Source organism: Paenibacillus sp. WC2504 (genome assembly GCF_052682475.1).
Genome location: NZ_JBQZFH010000001.1, coordinates 4324812 through 4342764, shown reverse-complemented (window position 1 = coordinate 4342764; position 17953 = coordinate 4324812). Strand labels below are relative to the sequence as shown.

The 17953-nt window shown below is 44.5% G+C and carries 13 protein-coding genes; 6 read left to right on the top strand and 7 right to left on the bottom strand.

Annotation, left to right across the window (positions count from 1 at the left end; all coding sequences use genetic code 11):
* Nucleotides 1-81: 81 nt before the first annotated feature.
* The 4 genes from ACUN27_RS19515 to ACUN27_RS19500 form a co-directional block, all read right to left on the bottom strand.
* Complete coding sequence (locus tag ACUN27_RS19515; RefSeq protein ID WP_445559461.1) at nt 82-1308, bottom strand: BNR-4 repeat-containing protein; 1227 nt, start codon at nt 1306-1308, stop codon at nt 82-84.
* A 103-nt stretch (nt 1309-1411) separates the two neighbouring features.
* On the bottom strand, nt 1412-2938 hold the full coding sequence (locus tag ACUN27_RS19510; protein WP_315950124.1) for an extracellular solute-binding protein: 1527 nt from the start codon (nt 2936-2938) through the stop codon (nt 1412-1414).
* Between the two features lie 67 nt (nt 2939-3005).
* Nucleotides 3006-3875, bottom strand: a complete 870-nt coding sequence (locus ACUN27_RS19505) for a carbohydrate ABC transporter permease (protein WP_315950125.1) — start codon at nt 3873-3875, stop codon at nt 3006-3008.
* 22 nt (nt 3876-3897) lie between these two features.
* Nucleotides 3898-4794: an ABC transporter permease gene (locus tag ACUN27_RS19500; RefSeq protein WP_315950409.1), complete on the bottom strand. Its 897-nt coding sequence runs from the start codon at nt 4792-4794 to the stop codon at nt 3898-3900.
* Nucleotides 4795-5210: 416 nt separating this feature from the next.
* On the opposite strand from ACUN27_RS19500, the gene ACUN27_RS19495 reads away from it, so the two are divergent.
* The 3 genes from ACUN27_RS19495 (at nt 5211) to ACUN27_RS19485 (ending at nt 9214) form a co-directional block, all read left to right on the top strand.
* Nucleotides 5211-7442, top strand: a complete 2232-nt coding sequence (locus ACUN27_RS19495; RefSeq protein WP_445559460.1) for a helix-turn-helix domain-containing protein — start codon at nt 5211-5213, stop codon at nt 7440-7442.
* A 117-nt stretch (nt 7443-7559) separates the two neighbouring features.
* Complete coding sequence (locus ACUN27_RS19490) at nt 7560-8678, top strand: acyltransferase family protein (protein ID WP_445559459.1); 1119 nt, start codon at nt 7560-7562, stop codon at nt 8676-8678.
* Nucleotides 8679-8761: 83 nt separating this feature from the next.
* Complete coding sequence (locus ACUN27_RS19485; protein WP_315950130.1) at nt 8762-9214, top strand: GNAT family N-acetyltransferase; 453 nt, start codon at nt 8762-8764, stop codon at nt 9212-9214.
* A gap of 42 nt (nt 9215-9256) precedes the next feature.
* Here the strand turns inward: ACUN27_RS19485 and gdhA are convergent, their stop codons facing one another.
* From gdhA to ACUN27_RS19470, 3 genes are all read right to left on the bottom strand, one after another.
* Nucleotides 9257-10627, bottom strand: a complete 1371-nt coding sequence (gene gdhA, locus ACUN27_RS19480; RefSeq protein ID WP_445559458.1) for an NADP-specific glutamate dehydrogenase — start codon at nt 10625-10627, stop codon at nt 9257-9259.
* Between the two features lie 179 nt (nt 10628-10806).
* Nucleotides 10807-11643 carry an AraC family transcriptional regulator gene (locus ACUN27_RS19475; protein WP_445559457.1) on the bottom strand — a complete coding sequence of 279 codons (837 nt, stop codon included), beginning with the start codon at nt 11641-11643 and terminating at the stop codon, nt 10807-10809.
* 14 nt (nt 11644-11657) lie between these two features.
* On the bottom strand, nt 11658-13172 hold the full coding sequence (locus ACUN27_RS19470) for a sulfatase family protein (RefSeq protein WP_445559456.1): 1515 nt from the start codon (nt 13170-13172) through the stop codon (nt 11658-11660).
* Between the two features lie 146 nt (nt 13173-13318).
* Here ACUN27_RS19470 and ACUN27_RS19465 point away from each other — a divergent pair, with 146 nt between their 5' ends.
* The 3 genes from ACUN27_RS19465 (at nt 13319) to ACUN27_RS19455 (ending at nt 17953) form a co-directional block, all read left to right on the top strand.
* Nucleotides 13319-14182 (top strand): helix-turn-helix transcriptional regulator, encoded by an 864-nt coding sequence (locus ACUN27_RS19465; protein WP_445559455.1) that lies wholly within the window; start codon nt 13319-13321, stop codon nt 14180-14182.
* Between the two features lie 137 nt (nt 14183-14319).
* A complete protein-coding gene (locus ACUN27_RS19460; RefSeq protein WP_445559454.1) occupies nt 14320-16107 on the top strand; it encodes a family 43 glycosylhydrolase in 1788 nt (595 codons plus the stop codon).
* Nucleotides 16108-16192: 85 nt separating this feature from the next.
* On the top strand, nt 16193-17953 hold the full coding sequence (locus tag ACUN27_RS19455; RefSeq protein ID WP_445559453.1) for a cache domain-containing sensor histidine kinase: 1761 nt from the start codon (nt 16193-16195) through the stop codon (nt 17951-17953).

Here is a 17953-nt window from a genome sequence, read left to right as displayed (position 1 = left end):
CATCAAGTGACTGAGGGGGAGCCTCTGCTGCAAGCCAGCTTAGAATAACGGTAGTTTTTCCAACTCAATCAGGTAAAGAGGTTAACTGGAAGTAGGAATCAATGATCTTATAGAAGTATTGTAATTCGTGTAGTGTATATAGTCTCCACTCATCCAGAAGAGGATGGCTTGTCCGTCATGGCTTCCACGAGTCAGGAATGGCCGCACTTGATGGGAGGTAGAATTTGCCGTTATAGCTGCAGATGACCACGTGACCCCAAGATTAGAAGTAGACCACCGTTCGATCTCGAAAGTCCCTTGTACTTGCCGGGATACATACACGATGGATGGATCGGAATGATCCAGAATAATTCCGCCAGAATAATAGGGCTCAGTCTCTGTAACACTTTCAGGGGTTTGAGGGAACCAACGGCCGGCAGCTGTGATCTCATTCGTCACCCAATGTGCGCCATCCCATCGGCTGTAGTAGTAACGATGATCCTCCAAGGACTCAAATACGGCATAAACGATGACGGGATAGCCTTGCTCATCCTCGGCTACATCCCAAATCCAGGCATTGCGTTGTGCACTTGTGCCGTCGAACACTCTGTCTATTTCGGTTAGTTCTAGCGGTAAATCTACAGATTGCTTGATTAACGAGCCGTCTGCCCGATATATGGCTCCTTCTCGGTAACGGGCATAATAAATACTGTTGTAAGGTTCAATGTTCGGATGTCCATCGGTACAGGAGAAATGTATCGTGTCTTTCCCATTGGAGGCATAACGGATGTAAGGCCGTTGTCCGCTGTCCATGATCAGCGTGCGCACCGGGGACCATTCACCTTGATTCAAATCCGAGGACACGCTGAAATTAGGCTTGAAATTGCCTCCACGCCAGAACAAATAGAGCCTTTTTTCCGCCGATAGATAGATTGGAGTAGGGTAGGTGTAGCCGAAATGCCCATCGGTATTCGCAGGAAGCTGCATTTCCGCTCCGAAAGAGGAGAGGTCTTCTGGCAACCGTGTTGTCCGATAGTACATCTTGGACCCATTGTGGGCGGAATAAAAGATCGTGATATGCCCCGATTCGTCTATGTATAGGGATGGGTTGGCGTGATCATCCTGCTGAAGATCAGAACGGATCAAGAAAGTGTCGTAGGCTCCCAGGAGGTGATCGTAACAGCCGATCCATACATCTCCAGTGCTATTCAACCAGCCGACATACGTTCTATGATGCTGACCCTGATAGTAGAGCGCACGAGGATCGGCGAAAAAACACCAAGCCCCGTCGGATGTGAACTCTTGTGTCAAACTTAAGGGTGAATTCATCTGTCATTCTCCTTATCTCTGATTAAACAGAACGCCATACTGGGAAGCGGCAGCTCCCGGTAAGGCGTTCTTTGTTTACTGATTCTACTAACAGAGAAGCGTATTACTTAAGTCGGTCGTACGCGGTTTGAGTGATTTTCATCAGCTCGTCTACACCAATCTTTTTAGCTTCGGCAACATACTGATCCCATTCATCCATGCTGCGTTGACCTAGTATGAATTTGGTGATTTGCTCGTTGCGGTGCTTGTCTACGGCTGCTTGCAGCAAGGATACATTGGACAGCTCGCTTTCAATGTACTGTGGTCTCACATGGTAGACACTGTCATGTTTCCTGGCCAGATCATAGGCATTACGCTGTTCTTGTGTTGCAGGAATCAGATGAGCGTCATAATTAAACCAAGTGTAGGTTCCATTCGTCGCTAATCCCGTCTTTTTACGAACATCGGTTATATCCAGATATTCAGGGCGCAATTTCTTTTGCCCATTCTCAGTGATGTACACTTCGTCGCCTTTGCCCCAGCTGAGCAATTCTTTACCTTCCTCACTATAAAACCAATCGAAAGCCTGGAGTGCTTCCTTGACTTTCTTGGATTTGGAAGAGAAGGTCATGCCTGTTTCCAGAATGTGCGTATAAGGGTTTACACTAAATCCGGGTACGCCCTCAGGAGGGGGCATGAATGCCAGATTGAAGCTAGGATTCGTCTTTTTCATTGGGATGTTGAAGAGATCGAGACGACCGATATAATCGAGTATCATGAATGTTTGGTCATTAGAAACGGCATTTTGCCATTGTTGAACGTTGAAAGTCAGCCAGTCCGGTGGAATAAGCCCTTCTTTTTGCATACGTTGGAAGAACTCGATCATCTTCTTGTACTCGTTCTCAATAGGACCATAGCGAACTTTGCCCGTTTTCTCATCCTGGAACAAACCGTTCATTGTGCCGAACTGTGCGGTGGCAAAGTTAAGGATGCCAAGATTGGCTCCGCTTCGGAAGGAGAATGGATAGCTGTTAGGGTATAGTTCCTTCAGCTTCTTGCCCACAGTAATCAGTTCCTCATAATTGGCAGGAGGTTTAAGCCCGTTTTTCTTGAAAATATCTTCCCGATACATCCAGATGACTCGATTCGTTTCACCGAAGCCTTCATTGGGAAGCATGTACATTTTACCGTCAGCGGCCAAAGCAGCTTTCGCGATGTCCGGGTATTTCTTCAGCCAAGCTGTTAAATTCGGCATGACATCTTTATAATCCAGAATGTTGGCGAGAACCCCTTGCTGCCCAAATTTATCAGCATCTGCGCGAGGATTGAAGAAGGTGATGTCAGGCATGTTACCAGAAGCTACATTCAGATTAATGGTATCCTTCAGTTCTCCAGACGGAAGCTGAACATTGAAAGTGGCGCCGGTTTTCTCTTCAATCCACTTCCAGACAACCCAGTCCTTGTTATACGGCCAATTCGGGTGAACCTCTAATAACATGGTAAACGTATTTTTGGGCTTTTCTGCCTTGACTGCAGGCTTAGTTGAACTGCCTGCGTCCGTCGCTGTTGGCGTAGATGTTGTACCTGAGCAGCCTACCAACATGGAGGCACTGATTAATAGTGATCCAAGTGTCGTAGTCCATTTCTTCATGCGTGAACCTCTCCTTTTCATTTTACTAATTTCTCATTGAGCATTAATGGGGTATTGCTCAGCATAGCTAAGACTTGACCGCCCCGATCATTACGCCTTTGACAAAATACTTCTGCAGGAAAGGGTAGGCGAGAAGGATGGGAACTGTGGAAACCATGATCGTTGCGAACTTCAGCGGTTCTTCCAGCACAACATTTGCATCGCCAACTGCTGCAATGTCCGCTTGGTTCGATTGTCCGGCAAGGACGATGTTGCGCAAAATGACCTGCAAGGGGAAAAGCTCTTGATCTCGTAAATATAGCAGCGGCAGCAAGAAATTGTTCCATAATCCTACCGCGTAGAACAAACCGATTGTGGCGAATACCGCTTGCGACAAAGGGACAACGATCCGGAAGAAAACGCCAAAATTGCCCAGTCCGTCCATTTGTCCCGATTCCTCTAATTCTACTGGTATATTGGAGAAGAAGGTACGCATAATGAGCAAATTCCATGTGCTCACAGCGCCAGGAAGTACCATGCCCCAGACCGTGTCGATGACGCCTAGTTCTTTTACAACGAGGAAAGTTGGGATCATCCCACCGCTGAAGAATAGGGTGAATATAATGATCATTGTGAATCCACGCCCGAATACCATATCTTTTTTGGCAAGAGCGTAAGCCCCTAGCGATGTGATAACAAGAGAAAGGGTGGTGCCCAACACGACGTAAACAATGGTATTCCAGTAGGCGGTGCCAATGCGCGGATCTTTTAAAACGACCTTATACATGTCAAGGTTGAAGCCTTTTGGGTACCAGCTGATTTCTCCTTTGAGCACATGAATGTTGCTGCTTAGCGAAACAGCGGCCATATAGATAAATGGATAGAGTGTAAGCAGTACAACTCCTAGAAGGATGACGATGTTAACGACTGAAAATAAAGTTATTTTGGAGCGTGTCATATGGAAGAATCCTCCTCAAGAATTACCACAGACTTGTTTGTGATAGGCGACGGCTTAGTGCATTTGTGCTATAGATGAAGAAGAAACATACAATTCCAGTGAACATATCTATAGCTGCAGCGTAACTGAAATTACCGCTAACGAGCCCTGTACGATACACATAGGTGCTTAGAATATCGGCGGTAGAATAGGTGGCCGGGTTATACAGCAGGAATACCTTCTCAAATCCTATTTCCAGCACCCGACCGACATTAAGGATGAACAATATGATAATGGTCGTGGATATTCCTGGCAGTGTGACGTTCCAAAGCTTCCTCCAGCGGCTGGCGCCGTCTATATCAGCAGCTTCATAGAGGGAAGGATCAATGGAAGAAAGTGCTGCCAAATAAATGATGGCCTCCCATCCAATATGCTGCCAAACCTCTGAACCAACATAAATGAATCGGAACAACTCGGGTTTAATCATAAAATGAATCGGTTCGAAGCCAAAGGATTGAATCATACGATTAACAAATCCTTGAGAAGGAGATAAGAACATAACGACCATTCCAGCAACAACGACATTAGAGATGAAGTGCGGTAAATAACTGACGGTTTGAACAAATCGTTTGAATACCATGTTCTTGACCTCATTAAGAAGCAAGGCCAAGATAATTGGGGCAGGGAATCCGAAAATAAGTTTATTAATGCCAAGTAGAAAAGTATTTCGCAAAATGATCCAAAAATCCGGACTATGGAAGAACATCTTATAATACTTAAGACCAACCCACTCACTGGCCCATATCCCTTTGTACAGGTTATAGTCCTTGAACGAAATGACAATTCCGAACATAGGCAAATACTTAAAAATTAAATAATACAGCAAGCATGGTAAGAACATGAGAAGCAAACTCTTGCTTTTTGCGATCTTCCTCCACATCAGAACAGTTCGACCGGGAACGCCCGGTAAGGAAGTCTCCGGATTTGCTCCAGCTGCGTCTAACTTATTCATTTGAGTATCCCCCCCCGATCATGAGTACTTGAAAGTGCTGTCATTCGTCATTGCCCGGCGACTCCTAGGTGTTGATGTTCTTGTTATTTCGAAATTAGCATAGCACCGTTCGTATAGAATGTAATCCATAATAATTCCGAATTGTCCCCTCTTCTATGAAATTCGTAAATATGTTAAGTTTTCGTGAAAAAGTGAATAGGCAAAATAGGCTTTTTTCCGTATTATTTAAGTAAGACTTTTCGTAGATGATAAATACATACATTGAGATAGGAAAGACCATAAAAACAGATATGGAGGGGAGTAGGATACGTTTACTTTCGCGAGTCCAATCTAGAACGTCTTCCTTGCTCATTCGTTTGCTGCTAGGCTTTCTCACTGTCATTGTGCTGCTTATGTCTTTTAATTACTTGTCGTTTACGTTTTTCCAGAACAATATTAGGAATGAAATCATTAGTTATAACGCGCAGAACATCCGATTTACCTCAGAGAGATATGAGGAACATTTTCAACTCGTTCAGAAGCAAATGTATGCTCTTTATTTTAACGATGACGTGGATCGTCTTCAGAAGGCCAGCGGGAATGCTCGTTATGCGCTGCTGGATAGGGTCAAACAGGAGATAATCAAGGTTGTTGGCAATCCTTTGATTTATGTAGACAATGCCATTATTGTCTTCAAGGAAGGTTCGCTAACGTTAAGCAGAATAGGGACCAATGACAGAACATCTATGTTCGAAAAGTTCTATGCCAGCACCGATTACCCGGATTCTTTCTGGCAAAGGCAATTCAACGAAACGTATAGTGCCAGGATGTTTCCCATGTCCAAATTTTATGAGCATTCTTTTCATAAAGCAGGTGATGTGACAACCAAAGGATTGTTCATCCCTTATGTGCTTAAGCACTGGCAAAATGATGACTTCTACATCGTTGCCATGATGGATGCGAATCAGCTATTCGAAGCTTTTCATCGTTCTGTGAACGCCAATTTCATAATCTTGAACAAGCAGGGTTTACCTTTGTTTTCAACGGGAGGTTTGGCTAATCGAGAGGAGCTTCCAGAACTGCCGGTAGACAAAACGTATTTGCTGCGTGACAATACCTATTACTTTTATCAGACCGGACAGAACAGTGGGTACACGTATATAAATATCATACCTAGTGCAAGCATTTCGAAGCAGATTTCAAAACTTAATGTGACATTATTAGTTCTACTCATTCTTTCCTTGATCGTGAGTGTTGTTATATCCGTACTGTTCAGTGTTCGCTTTAACCGTCCGGTTAAGCAGCTGGTATCCACGCTGCAGATGTCAGCAGGTGAGGATGTTCGATTTAAGAGCAATATTCGCGAGTTTAAGTTAATCGGTCAGAAACTGGATGATATGCTGCAGACGAATGCAAGGATTCAATCGGATCTGGCTCAAAAGAATATCCAACTCTTGTCGTACAGTTACTTAAATAAACTAAAGAAAATATATAGCGGCTCTCCAGGAGCCATTGATATGATTTCCACTCAGGAATATCGTTTCGTCGTGTACGAGATTACGTACAAAGATAGGTTCTGGGAGGAAATGAAAGAAGAGCCAGGCCCGTTAACTTACAGCATTTATACGTATATTAATCATAGCTTGCTAAAGGCATTCCCCGCTTCCTTAACTATTCAGATCGAGAGCCGGCAAATGCTATCGGTCATTAATGAGATTGACGATTCTCGTATGGATGCTTATATGGCTGAATTACTGAACGTCGTAGCTCATGATGCTGATTTTTATTTTCTAACCATCGCGATCTCACCGGCATTTCCTCAATCGTTTGATTTCACAGAGGCCTATGAGCAGACGGTTAAGCTGCTGCAAGAACGGAAGCTTAACGAGGATACGCAAATTGTGCGACAGCTTGCTGGTCGTCAATCCGTACATTTGCTAACGTCTGCTCAAGAACAGCAATTCGACTGCAATCTGGCAGCAGGGAATACACAGGAGTTGCTTCATCTGCTCGATCGCCAGCTTGCTCTTATGGAACGCAAGTGTGAAACAGTGCTGCAATATCAAGAATTTTTAATTGATATTGTCCAAAAGGTACGCAAAGCATTCCATGTGCTGCGTTTAGATGAACGGGCCATCCAACCCGTTATCGCCGGATTGAGCACGAGTCAGAGCTTTTATTCGGGTCGGCATTATCGCAAATTTTTCAGTCAATTGCTTGTTGCAGCCTGCGAGGAGATTCGAAGTAATCAGAAAAATGAAGATCCAGTCATTGATTTTGTGGTGGACTACGTGAATAAGCATTTTGCTCAAGATATTACGCTGGATATCGTAGCTGAGCACCTACATATAACAGGAGGCTATTTGTCTACGTATTTCAAGGAGAAGACGGGGGAAAACTTCATTGATTATATTAATGGGGTACGAATCCGTGTGGCGCAGCAAATGCTGCTGGAAACTGATCTGCGAATACAGGATGTCGCCAGTAATTCAGGATATCAGAACATTAATTCTTTCAACAGAATGTTTAAGAAATTCACGGGTATGCCACCACGCGAGTTTCGTAGGGAGAAACGCACGGAAGACGAAGTTAGTTAACCTGAAGACCCTTAGCGCGCAGCTAGGGGTCTATTTTTGACATATTGAAAATCCATTTACTATATAGTAAATGGTAAGCGATTACATAACTGAACTTAATGGAAGGAGAGCAGGGGAATGGAACGCAATGCCGGATTGGATATCGTTCGCAGCACTGCCATCTTGCTAGTTTTATTTTGCCACGGACTCGGGTTCTTTTTCATGAAGTATCATGACTTCAACTCGCTCAATTATGTGACCGGATATTTGGCGGTAGAGTTGTTTTTTGTTTTAAGCGGCTTTTTAATCGGTGGCATTTTGTTGCGTGATATCGTGGATAACGGTACTTTGTTAGGACTCAAGAATTTCTATTTCCGCCGCTGGTTCCGGACGCTGCCTCTGTATTATTTTGCGGTGGTCACGACTTATTTATTTGTTAATCACCATGTGGATGTCACGAATCTGATTTTTCTGCAAAACTTCAAGGAACAGGATTTATCTTTTTTGCCGATTTCATGGAGTTTGTCGATCGAAGAGTGGTTCTACTTGCTGGTCCCGCTACCGCTCTTTTTTACAGGAAAATTTCGGCATAAATCCGCCGCATTCTTCATGATTACATCTCTTATCCTTATTATTCCGCTCCTTCTTCGTATCTATCATGTATCGGTCAGTCAGCCGGTTTGGGATTTCGGGATACGCAAACAAATTCCGCTTCGACTTGATAGTCTCATGTTCGGCGTTATTCTGGCGGGCATTAAAACGTACCATACAAATGTCTACCAGAAGTTTCTGGCTGGCAAAGTTTCCTTGCTGCTTGCGTTAGCCGGACTGGCTTATTTCAGCGGTTACTTGGTTTACACCGGCATTCAAAATCAAACGATGGATCATTCCTGGTTTAACCGGACGTTCTTGTTCACTTTCGTTTCGCTATTTATCGCGATGTTAATCGCCTATCTGGAAGTGCATCTTCCCAGAATGGATGATTTCCCTAAATTACGAGCCTTTTTCCGCTTCATCAGCTCGCAAAGTTACGGTTATTACTTGTTTCACTGGAATATTTTTGTCTGGTTCAGCCGGGAAAATACAACAAGTCGGATCGGCCACAGCCTGTATTTGCTGGCATTTTCTCTGATTCTGATGATTTCGTTTACTTATCTGATGCACAGGTATTACGAAGTGCCGATTATGAAGATAAGAGATCGGATAACAACGAAAAGAAAAGTCAAATGGATAGATGCAGAGCGGGCAGGTCAATGAAAAAGAAAGGCGAACTAGTACATAGAGATGTTCCTTATTTGGCGAAAATGTGACACGGAATGTGAAGATTGGAGATGTTCAAGTTGAGAGATAAGAATGTCAGAGAAGTTAGGATTTCTGATTATCAGGATATTTATTTGTTGAACCAACACTTTAATCCGAATCTATCTGTCTTTACGGAAGAGAAAGTAAAAGAGAAGTTAGTCACCCTTACAACCAAAACAAAAGATGTCATCTTTGTGTATGAACAACATAACGAGGTGATTGGATATATTCATGGCAGTCCCTACGAATTACTGTTTGCTGACTCACTAGTAAACATCCTGGGGTTCGTTGTCAATGTGGCGTACAGGGGTCAAGGGATTGGCAGCATGTTGATTGAAAGTCTTGAACAGTGGGCAAAGGATGCCGGATATTCGGGGATAAAACTGTTATCGCATCCAACTCGTGTACAGGCTCACCATTTCTACGAGCGACGAGGGTATCAGTTTACGAAGGACCAGAAAAATTTCATAAAGACATTCCGTGAAAACTAAAAACAGGCTGCCAGCTAATGTGGCAACCTGATCTTCGAGAGTCTAGACAACACCTTGTGCAATCATCGCGTCTGCGACTTTAGTAAAGCCTGCAATATTAGCGCCTACAACCAGATTGCCCGGGTGGCCGTATTCCTCTGCCGCTTGAACAGCACTTTTGTAAATATTTTTCATAATGGCATGAAGCTTATCGTCTACCTCATGGAATTGCCAGGAGTAACGCATGCTGTTCTGAGACATTTCAAGCGCTGATACGGCAACACCACCGGCATTCGCTGCCTTAGCAGGTCCGAAGAGCACGCCTGCTTTCAGGAATACCTCAATGGCTTCCAACGTGGATGGCATGTTGGCACCTTCGCCAACAGCTTGTACGCCATTTCTTACCAGGATTTTAGCCGATTCCTCATTGATCTCGTTTTGCGTCGCGCTTGGCAGAGCGATGTCGCATGGAATTGTCCAAATGCCGTCACAACCCTCATGGTAAGTGGCTGTAGGATGCTCGTTGACATACTCGCTGATTCGCTTTCTATCGACTTCTTTCAAACGGCGCACTGTGTCAAGGTCGATTCCAATTTTATCATAGATATAGCCGTTAGAGTCGCTGCAAGCTACGACAGTAGCGCCTAACTGCATCGCTTTTTGCATGGAGTAGATCGCCACATTGCCTGAACCGGAAACAACGACAGTGCTGTCGTTAAAGCTAAGGCCTTTGGATTGTAGCATTTCATTTACAAAGTAAACGCAACCATACCCAGTCGCCTCTGTACGCCCCAAACTGCCGCCATAGATAATCCCTTTGCCAGTCAAAACACCAGCCTCGTATGCACCGCGAATTCGTTTGTACTGACCGAACATGAAGCCGATTTCCCGCGCACCAACGCCAATATCGCCAGCAGGTACGTCCGTATCTGGCCCCATATATTTATAAAGCTCCGTCATGAAACTTTGCGTAAAACGCATGATTTCATTATCGGACTTGCCTTTCGGATCGAAATCAGAGCCGCCTTTACCGCCGCCAATTGGCTGGCCTGTAAGGGAGTTTTTGAAAGTTTGTTCAAATCCAAGAAATTTGATGATGCTTGCATTAACGGAAGGGTGAAAACGCAAACCACCTTTGTAAGGTCCGATCGCGCTGTTAAATTGCACACGGAAACCGCGGTTTACATGGGTAACTCCTTGGTCGTCCACCCATGGCACGCGGAAAGTGACCAAGCGCTCTGGCTCGACGATTCGTTCAAGGATACCATGTTTCATATACTTCGGATGTTTGGAGAGAACAGGGATCAGGGACTCAAGAATCTCCTTCACTGCTTGATGGAACTCTTTCTCATGAGGATTACGTTTTACTACTGTTTCGTATACGCCGTGTACGTATTCACTTGCAACTGTTTCGTTGTCGACCTGTACTATCACAATCTCATCCGCCTTCATAATCAAGTATAGTTAAAAAAGTTTATTATAATAGTTTTACCTTATCCGAAGCATTTGATCAATTAAAATTTACATGTCATGTAAGCTTACTCTGCTGAGTGAATGAAGTGCCCATTCAAAGTCAAAAAAAACCGCGAAGAAATAGGTCCTCGCGGGTATTTCTATTGAATTGCACGAAATCTCTTGCGAAAGTCACTAGGTCTCACATTTGTTTTGCTGTGGAACAGGTTCGAAAAATAATGGGGATCGACATATCCCAGCTTGTATCCAATTTCACTTATCGTTAATTGAGTGTCGACCAGCATGCGTTTAGCGGATTCTATCTTTTTGGCAATGACATAGTTATAGAGGGTCGTTCCTACCTCTTTTTTAAATAAACGATTCATGTGTCTGGCAGAAACACCAATCTGAGAGGAAAGTTCTGATGTGTCGTAAGGAGAGAAGACACTGTTATCCAGAAATTGTTTGATAGATTGAACCGTTGACGTTAAAGTATCGCCTTGTTTTCGCAATACCTCAGAAAGGCAAACGATGATTCGCATAAGATTAACCTGAAGTTCAGTTTGCAGCTCCTGGGCGGATTTGTGCTTAGCATTGTCGATAGCCTCGTGAAAAAGAGGTTCTAACCCGCTATTTTGCACGACGATATGGGGAAGCAATTGATAAGCTTCGAGCATCGTAAGAATCCAGTTGCCGCTAATGTTTAACCATATGTAGCTCCATTGTTCCTCATTCTGTGAGTCTGAGGCAACTTCATGGTAGCAGCCAGCAGGGAGGATGAATACGTCTCCCCGACGTGCAGTCGAAGTTCGTTTGCCAACCTTAACAGTCCCTTGTCCTGAACGTACCAAGCCGATAACAGTTACCTGCGCAAGCTCCCGAATATTGCAGTAATCCGATTCGCAGTAATTTACCCCCAAGAATTGTACGCTCAGGGGAGGGGGGTCTCCTACCTGCGGCAGATGATAAATAGGGCCATGCTTCCCGAGTTTATTCACGATCTTCATCCTCGTTAGGCATGCCAAACCCGAGGCATCGCCATAGACTCTTTACCTAATTCCGCCCAGGCATATTTCAACAAAAGCTCCGACTTCAGGATCTGATATTCAGGAAGATTCCATAAATTGCGGATTTCACCCGGATCATCTTGCAAATCAAATATTTCCCCATAGGTTTGGTTATAGTACACGGTAATTTTATATCTTTCATCCACATAGGTTTTTTGATGAATTGTCGTCGGGGTATGACGAAACTCGCAAATCGCATGATCTCTAACTTGGCTTTGCTGACCGCGCCAGACTTGTGACTGATCTACACCTGTCATATGGTGAGGAATCGTAATACCGCATAGAGAGAGAAAGGTAGGGGCCAAATCTACCAATGACTGAATGGCAGGCGAAGTAACGCCGGCAGGAACTTGACCGGGATACCGAACAATGAACGGAATTTTGATAAGATCTTCGTAATGGAAGCCGCCTTTGGCCTGGAGGCCGTGTTGACCATAGAAGTGCCCGTGGTCCGTTGTAAATACTACGATTGTATTGTCCGCAAGACCCAGTTCATCAAGCTTGTTCAGAATATTTCCAATATATTTGTCCATTAAACTGATCATGCCATAGTACGTTGCGACCAGCTGTTTGCGGTCATGCTCCGAAAATAAGGCTGAATGGGAATGATAGCCATGTACCGCATAGTCACCTTCATGCCAAGGTTGAAAATCGGGATTTTCCAATTGGGTTAATTGAAAATGCGGTGGATTTTGGTCATGCTCACCAGGCGTGACTTCTGGAATGGTCAACTGATCGGGATCATACATCGTATCCCACGGTTCAGGAGCCAAATAATCCGGATGAGGGTCAAAGAAGCTGGACCAAAGGAAAAAGCTTTGATCTTCTTCTTTATATTGCTCCAGAAGCGCGTTGGTTCTCTCAGCAATCCAGGTATTGTAGTGATATTGCTCTGGAATAGGCCATTTGTGAAGAATGGAGCGATCCATCGTCCCGGTTGGGGGCAGGAAATAATCACGCCAGTTCATGCAGCCCTTTTCTTCCATCCAAAGGGCGTAATGTTGGCCGACATGCGCTTCATTCGTATGATTACGGGCTAGCTCTACATGATCGAAGCCGTAGAAGGGTCCATTATTTTTTTTCCAGAAATCAAGATCTTGTAAGATCGGATAGGCTTCGAGAGAAGGATATTGTTCAGTAGAAGCTAATGGTTGAAAATGAGCTTTACCGACAAGTGCAGAATGGTAACCGGCTTCACGAAAATCTTCACCGACCGTATGAACATTCTCTAACAACTTCGTGCCAAGTGTCCATGCTCCATGTTGACTTGGATACATACCTGTAATGATGGATGCTCTAGTCGGCGTACAAGTTGGGTTTGGACAGTAGGAACGAGTAAATGTCGTTCCTTCCTTCACCAAACGATCCAGATTCGGCGTCTTGATTTCCGAGTTAAAAGCACCTAACGTATTCCAATGCTGCTGATCACTAGTTATTAACAAAATATTAGGCTTCTTCATCCAATAACTCCTCCATATTTCGTGATTATATATTAAGAATAAGGGGTGAGTGTCAATTTTAAAATATCATAGAATCGTATACGTTTAACATTTTGTTAGGTATGATGATCTTGAAGCCATCTATTAAGTTTTGAGGTGAATATGCGATGCAGGAATATCCCCACGAATATGCACAACACGATTATTTAAATCCTAATGAGTTTATAAAAATGAGCGGCTTGTGGTGTATTCGTGTTGGTCATAACGTTGCCAAACCGAACTATCAGGTCGGGCCTAAGAGAATTGAATGCTACAGCCTGCATTTCGTGGTTGAAGGCCAATTACTTCTTCAAACCGAAAGCGGGGAAGCGATTCTTCAATCGAATGATCTTTGCTGCTTTTTCCCGGATGAATCCTATTCCTATCGTATCTATGAACAAAAAGAGACCTTAAAGCTTGTTTGGATAGCTTTTCAAGGTCCACAAGCTTTACCGCTTCTGCATTCGCTTGGATTAACACAAACAACTCCCGTATTACGTGCAAGATGCAGTCGGGAAGTTTGGGCAAAAATAGATACCTTCCTACAGTTCATCTCGGATCAACAACCGGACGAAACTGAAGACATCGGCTTTTCAACCGAGCTACAGGAAAAGTTATATGGAGTTTTTGCTGCTCTTATGAAAGAAGGAACGACGATAAACGATGGGAAAACGAACGTAGATGACATCCCATGGTTAAAACGGTCACTTGATTTTATGCAGCTGCATGCGTTGGAAGGAATCAGCATCAAAGAGGTTGCTGAAGAGGCGGGGGTTCATCGATCTTACTTCTCTGATATTTTCAAGAAGCGCATAGGCGTATCACCCAATCGTTATCTATACCGTCTGAAAATGGAAAAGGCTTCAGCGTTGATAGCTTTAAAGGATCGGACAATCACGGAGGTTGCTTATAGTGTCGGCTATCCGAGTCTATATTCATTCTCAAGAGCTTTTCGCAACTATTATGGCTACTCTCCTGAAAATAAACCGTGATTTTATCTCCCTCAGGCTCAAGCAAGCGGTTCGATGTCCGTTTTCCTCACCTCATGCGCAGCTTTCTATATTAAGAGTTTATACAAAGCATGTTATACTTATCTGAGGCACTCTTCGATTACGAAAGGAAGGATCCAATGCAGAACGATTTTATCGTACAGCCTCCACATCCTGAAACGGAATGGGCTGCCTGTACCAGCTATTCAGAAAATGCGGTAAGCATTGAACGATTGATTGATGTTCCTTTGAAGGACGCAAGTATTTGTACCGGACCGGACCATTTGTATTATTTGACGGGAACGGTTGATGGCACAAATGTGCAAGTGTGGATTTCGACGGACTTGAAGACATGGACAGACCCGATTAGCGTATGGAGCTTAGAGTTGGAGGGGACATGGCAAAAGGAAGGGACAGGCACAACTGGCATTTGCGCGCCGGAAATCCGTTTTGTAAAAGGAACGTTCTGGGTTACTTACGGGTTAAGCCAAGGCGGTACCGGATTGCTTAAAAGCACGTCGAATTCCGTGTTGGGGCCATACGAAGATATGGGAAAGATGACAACGGATGGGCAGGATGCCTCGTTATTTGAGGACGAAGACGGAGCTGTCTATTGGGTCTACAGCAATGGTCAAATTGCGCGCATGAAAGAGGATATGACCGGCTTAGCCGAAATTCCGAGGATGATTGAGGTACAGCCGTGGAAAGTCGCAGGACGAGAAGATGATCCATCGTATACCGGCAATGTGCAAGTCGGAGCATATGGTGCTTTTTTATACAAACAGGATGGATACTATGCCATGTTTTGTGCCGATCGTTTTGCTCGGATGGGCAGCGAGGCTGCGGATACGTTTGTTGCTGTGAGCCAATCGATCTATGGCCCCTACAGCCGGAGATATTTGGCTCTTCCCCATGGAGGGCAGATTAGTCTATTCGATGGACCCGAACATCAGCTCTATGCCTCATTTACAGGTAGTGGTCAATATTCATTGGTTGAGTATTATCCGGCTGTCGTTCCAATGACTTTTGCCAGTCCTGGTTTCATAAGACCGACGGATGGCGTGGTGTTGGAGAAAGGTGCCGTGGGCAGACTCAAACCGGCAGCTGACTTTCCTATTCGAGATCCTCATATCAGCACCGGACCTGATGGCACGTATTATCTGACAGGGACATCCGATAAGCCGCATCGCAACTTCTGGTACCGGAATGATCAGCTGCACGTGTGGAGGTCATCTGATTTGCAGGAGTGGCATCATGTTGCGAAAGTATGGGATCTATCCGAGAACGGTACATGGGAGAACCATATTTATGAGAATCCATGTCTCTGGGCACCTGAGATGATTTATTTGTATGAGACATTTTGGATCACTTATTCCTTACAAGGCGGGAGCACCGGGTTAATCAAAAGCGTGTCCGGACACGTCGAAGGTCCTTATATCGATATGGGGCGCATGACGAATACGGATATTGATTCAAGCTTTTTCCAGGATAGCGATGGCGAGGTGTATTTCGTCTGGCAGGACGGGAAAATAGCGCGAATGAAAAAGAATATGACGGGATTCGTGGAAGATCCCCGCAAGCTGCTGAGTTCAGACGGACAGCGTGTCGGTTATGAAGGTGCGTTCATCGTAAAATACAAAGGGAAGTATATCCTCGGAGCAGCGGAATGGAATGGCGACAAACGGGTAGACGGCACTTATGATTTAATGTATGCCGTAGCGGATCACATTTACGGCCCGTACACCCCTAGACGTGTAGGGGTGCCTCATGGAGGCCACGGTACGATGTTTATCGATGGAGACGGCAGACTTTGGTCTACTTTTTTTGGAAACGATCGCACGGCACCATTCCGGACGCGCCCGGGAATCGTTCTTCTCCAAGCGGAGGAAGATGGACAAGGGCTATGCATAACGCCTAGTTGTGAGTAATATAAAAGCATGAATCAAGCTCGGGCTTCCGGGCAGGGTTCATGTTTTTTTCTAATCTAAGCGCAGTAGAAGGGAGCACCTACCTATGAAGTTTTCCTCCTTGAAGAAGTTAATTTCACCTACGGTAAGCATTCAGGGGAAAATCTTCGTCGCCTTCAGTCTGGTTACACTGCTAGGCATCGTGGCCGTGACGAGCATCGTTTATTTGTATATGAGAGAAACGGTCAAGAACAATGCGATTAAGTCTGTTACAGAAAGTATCCGTCAGGCAGACGAGTCCTTGAATCTCCGATTAGAAGAAGTAAGCCGATTAAACACGGTGGTTGCTACGAATAAAACTGTATTGGACACACTGCTTAGCAAAACGGAGGAACCGAGCTACGAATGGTTTCAGGAACAAAAACGGATCGAGGAGTTTTTATCCGCCCTGATTGCCTATAAGCCGTACATCTCGCGGGTAGCTGTTATCGGCTTGAATGAAAAGGTATTTTTTGTGGGCTCCCCGTGGCTCGACAAGAACATTTTATTCACCCCGATGATGGACGATTTGCTGCAAAATGGATCGGGCCACGCCTATTTTCATCAAACCGGCTTTAATAATTCGATTGTGACCGGACGTGAACTCCGCTATAACCGGAATTTAATCGGTATGGTCATGTTCGATTTGAATGACGAAATTGTTAGGAAAATATATGATGTTAAACCTACTTCGGATAGTATGTTATACGTCGTAGACAGGAAAAACGAATTTATCTATCAACCGAGCACAAGCGCTCTGGGTAGAGAAACGATCATTAAGCTTAATCAGGAACTTAACGGTACAGATGGCTCGGTTGAAAGGATCATTAACCAAACCTCTTATCTGGTCGTCATGCGCAAATCAGAGTATACAGGATGGTCCACGCTTGCACTCGTACCCATGAAGTCGCTATTAACCGAAACAGCGCGAATCCGTCATATGTTGGCTACTGTAGCTATTATCGTTTTTATCATCATTGTCATCGGCACCTTACAGGTTTCTTCCCGCATGACGAGAAATATTCGCAGATTAAGATCCATGATGATGCATGTTATGGAAGGCAATATGTCGCTGCCTACTGTCGAAATACATTCCAAGGATGAAATCGGTCAGCTGTATCAAGTTTTCAAAAGCATGGTGGAACAATTAAAGCGTTTACTTGAGGGAATCATGACAACGGAGAAGGAGAAGCGTGAAGCGGAACTTGCTGTTCTTCAGGCTCAAATTCGTCCTCATTTTCTATATAACACTCTGAATACGGTGAAATATTTAGCAAAGCTAAACGGGGTACCGAACATTGTTGAGGTATCTGAATCTTTAATTGAGCTCATGCGCGGTGTGCTTGGAAATACGAATGAATTTCTTACGCTGCAAGAAGAACTTCAGTATGTCCGTAGTTATGTCACCATTGAAAAATACAAATATGTAGAACCTGTTCATCTGATGATTGAAGTCGAAAATGATGAGCTCTTACAGCTTAGCGTGTTGAAACTGATGCTCCAACCTATTGTGGAGAACGCCATTATTCATGGGCTTTCCGCCTCTGAGTGTGAGGGAGAAGTGTTGATTCGCATCTATGAGGAGAGCAAGGAATTAAGAATAGATGTGCGAGATAACGGCAGAGGGATGTCGAAAGATCAGATTAAGGCGCTGTTCGAAGCAAACACGAATACACGCTTCAGCGGCATGGGAGTACGCAATGTCCATGAGCGTATTGTTCGCCTTTTCGGGGAGCCATACGGTGTTTTTCTAGATAGTGAACCTGATGCCTATACGACAGTGCAGATCAGATTTCCAATGATAACGCGAAGTGAACAGGAGGGGTGA

Coding starts and splice junctions, on each gene's coding strand:
- ACUN27_RS19515 (WP_445559461.1), bottom strand. CDS start 1,308: ATGAATTCACCCTTAAGTTTGACACAAGAGTTCACATCCGACGGGGCT.
- ACUN27_RS19510 (WP_315950124.1), bottom strand. CDS start 2,938: ATGAAGAAATGGACTACGACACTTGGATCACTATTAATCAGTGCCTCC.
- ACUN27_RS19505 (WP_315950125.1), bottom strand. CDS start 3,875: ATGACACGCTCCAAAATAACTTTATTTTCAGTCGTTAACATCGTCATC.
- ACUN27_RS19500 (WP_315950409.1), bottom strand. CDS start 4,794: ATGTGGAGGAAGATCGCAAAAAGCAAGAGTTTGCTTCTCATGTTCTTA.
- ACUN27_RS19490 (WP_445559459.1), top strand. CDS start 7,560: ATGGAACGCAATGCCGGATTGGATATCGTTCGCAGCACTGCCATCTTG.
- ACUN27_RS19470 (WP_445559456.1), bottom strand. CDS start 13,172: ATGAAGAAGCCTAATATTTTGTTAATAACTAGTGATCAGCAGCATTGG.
- ACUN27_RS19465 (WP_445559455.1), top strand. CDS start 13,319: ATGCAGGAATATCCCCACGAATATGCACAACACGATTATTTAAATCCT.
- ACUN27_RS19460 (WP_445559454.1), top strand. CDS start 14,320: ATGCAGAACGATTTTATCGTACAGCCTCCACATCCTGAAACGGAATGG.
- ACUN27_RS19455 (WP_445559453.1), top strand. CDS start 16,193: ATGAAGTTTTCCTCCTTGAAGAAGTTAATTTCACCTACGGTAAGCATT.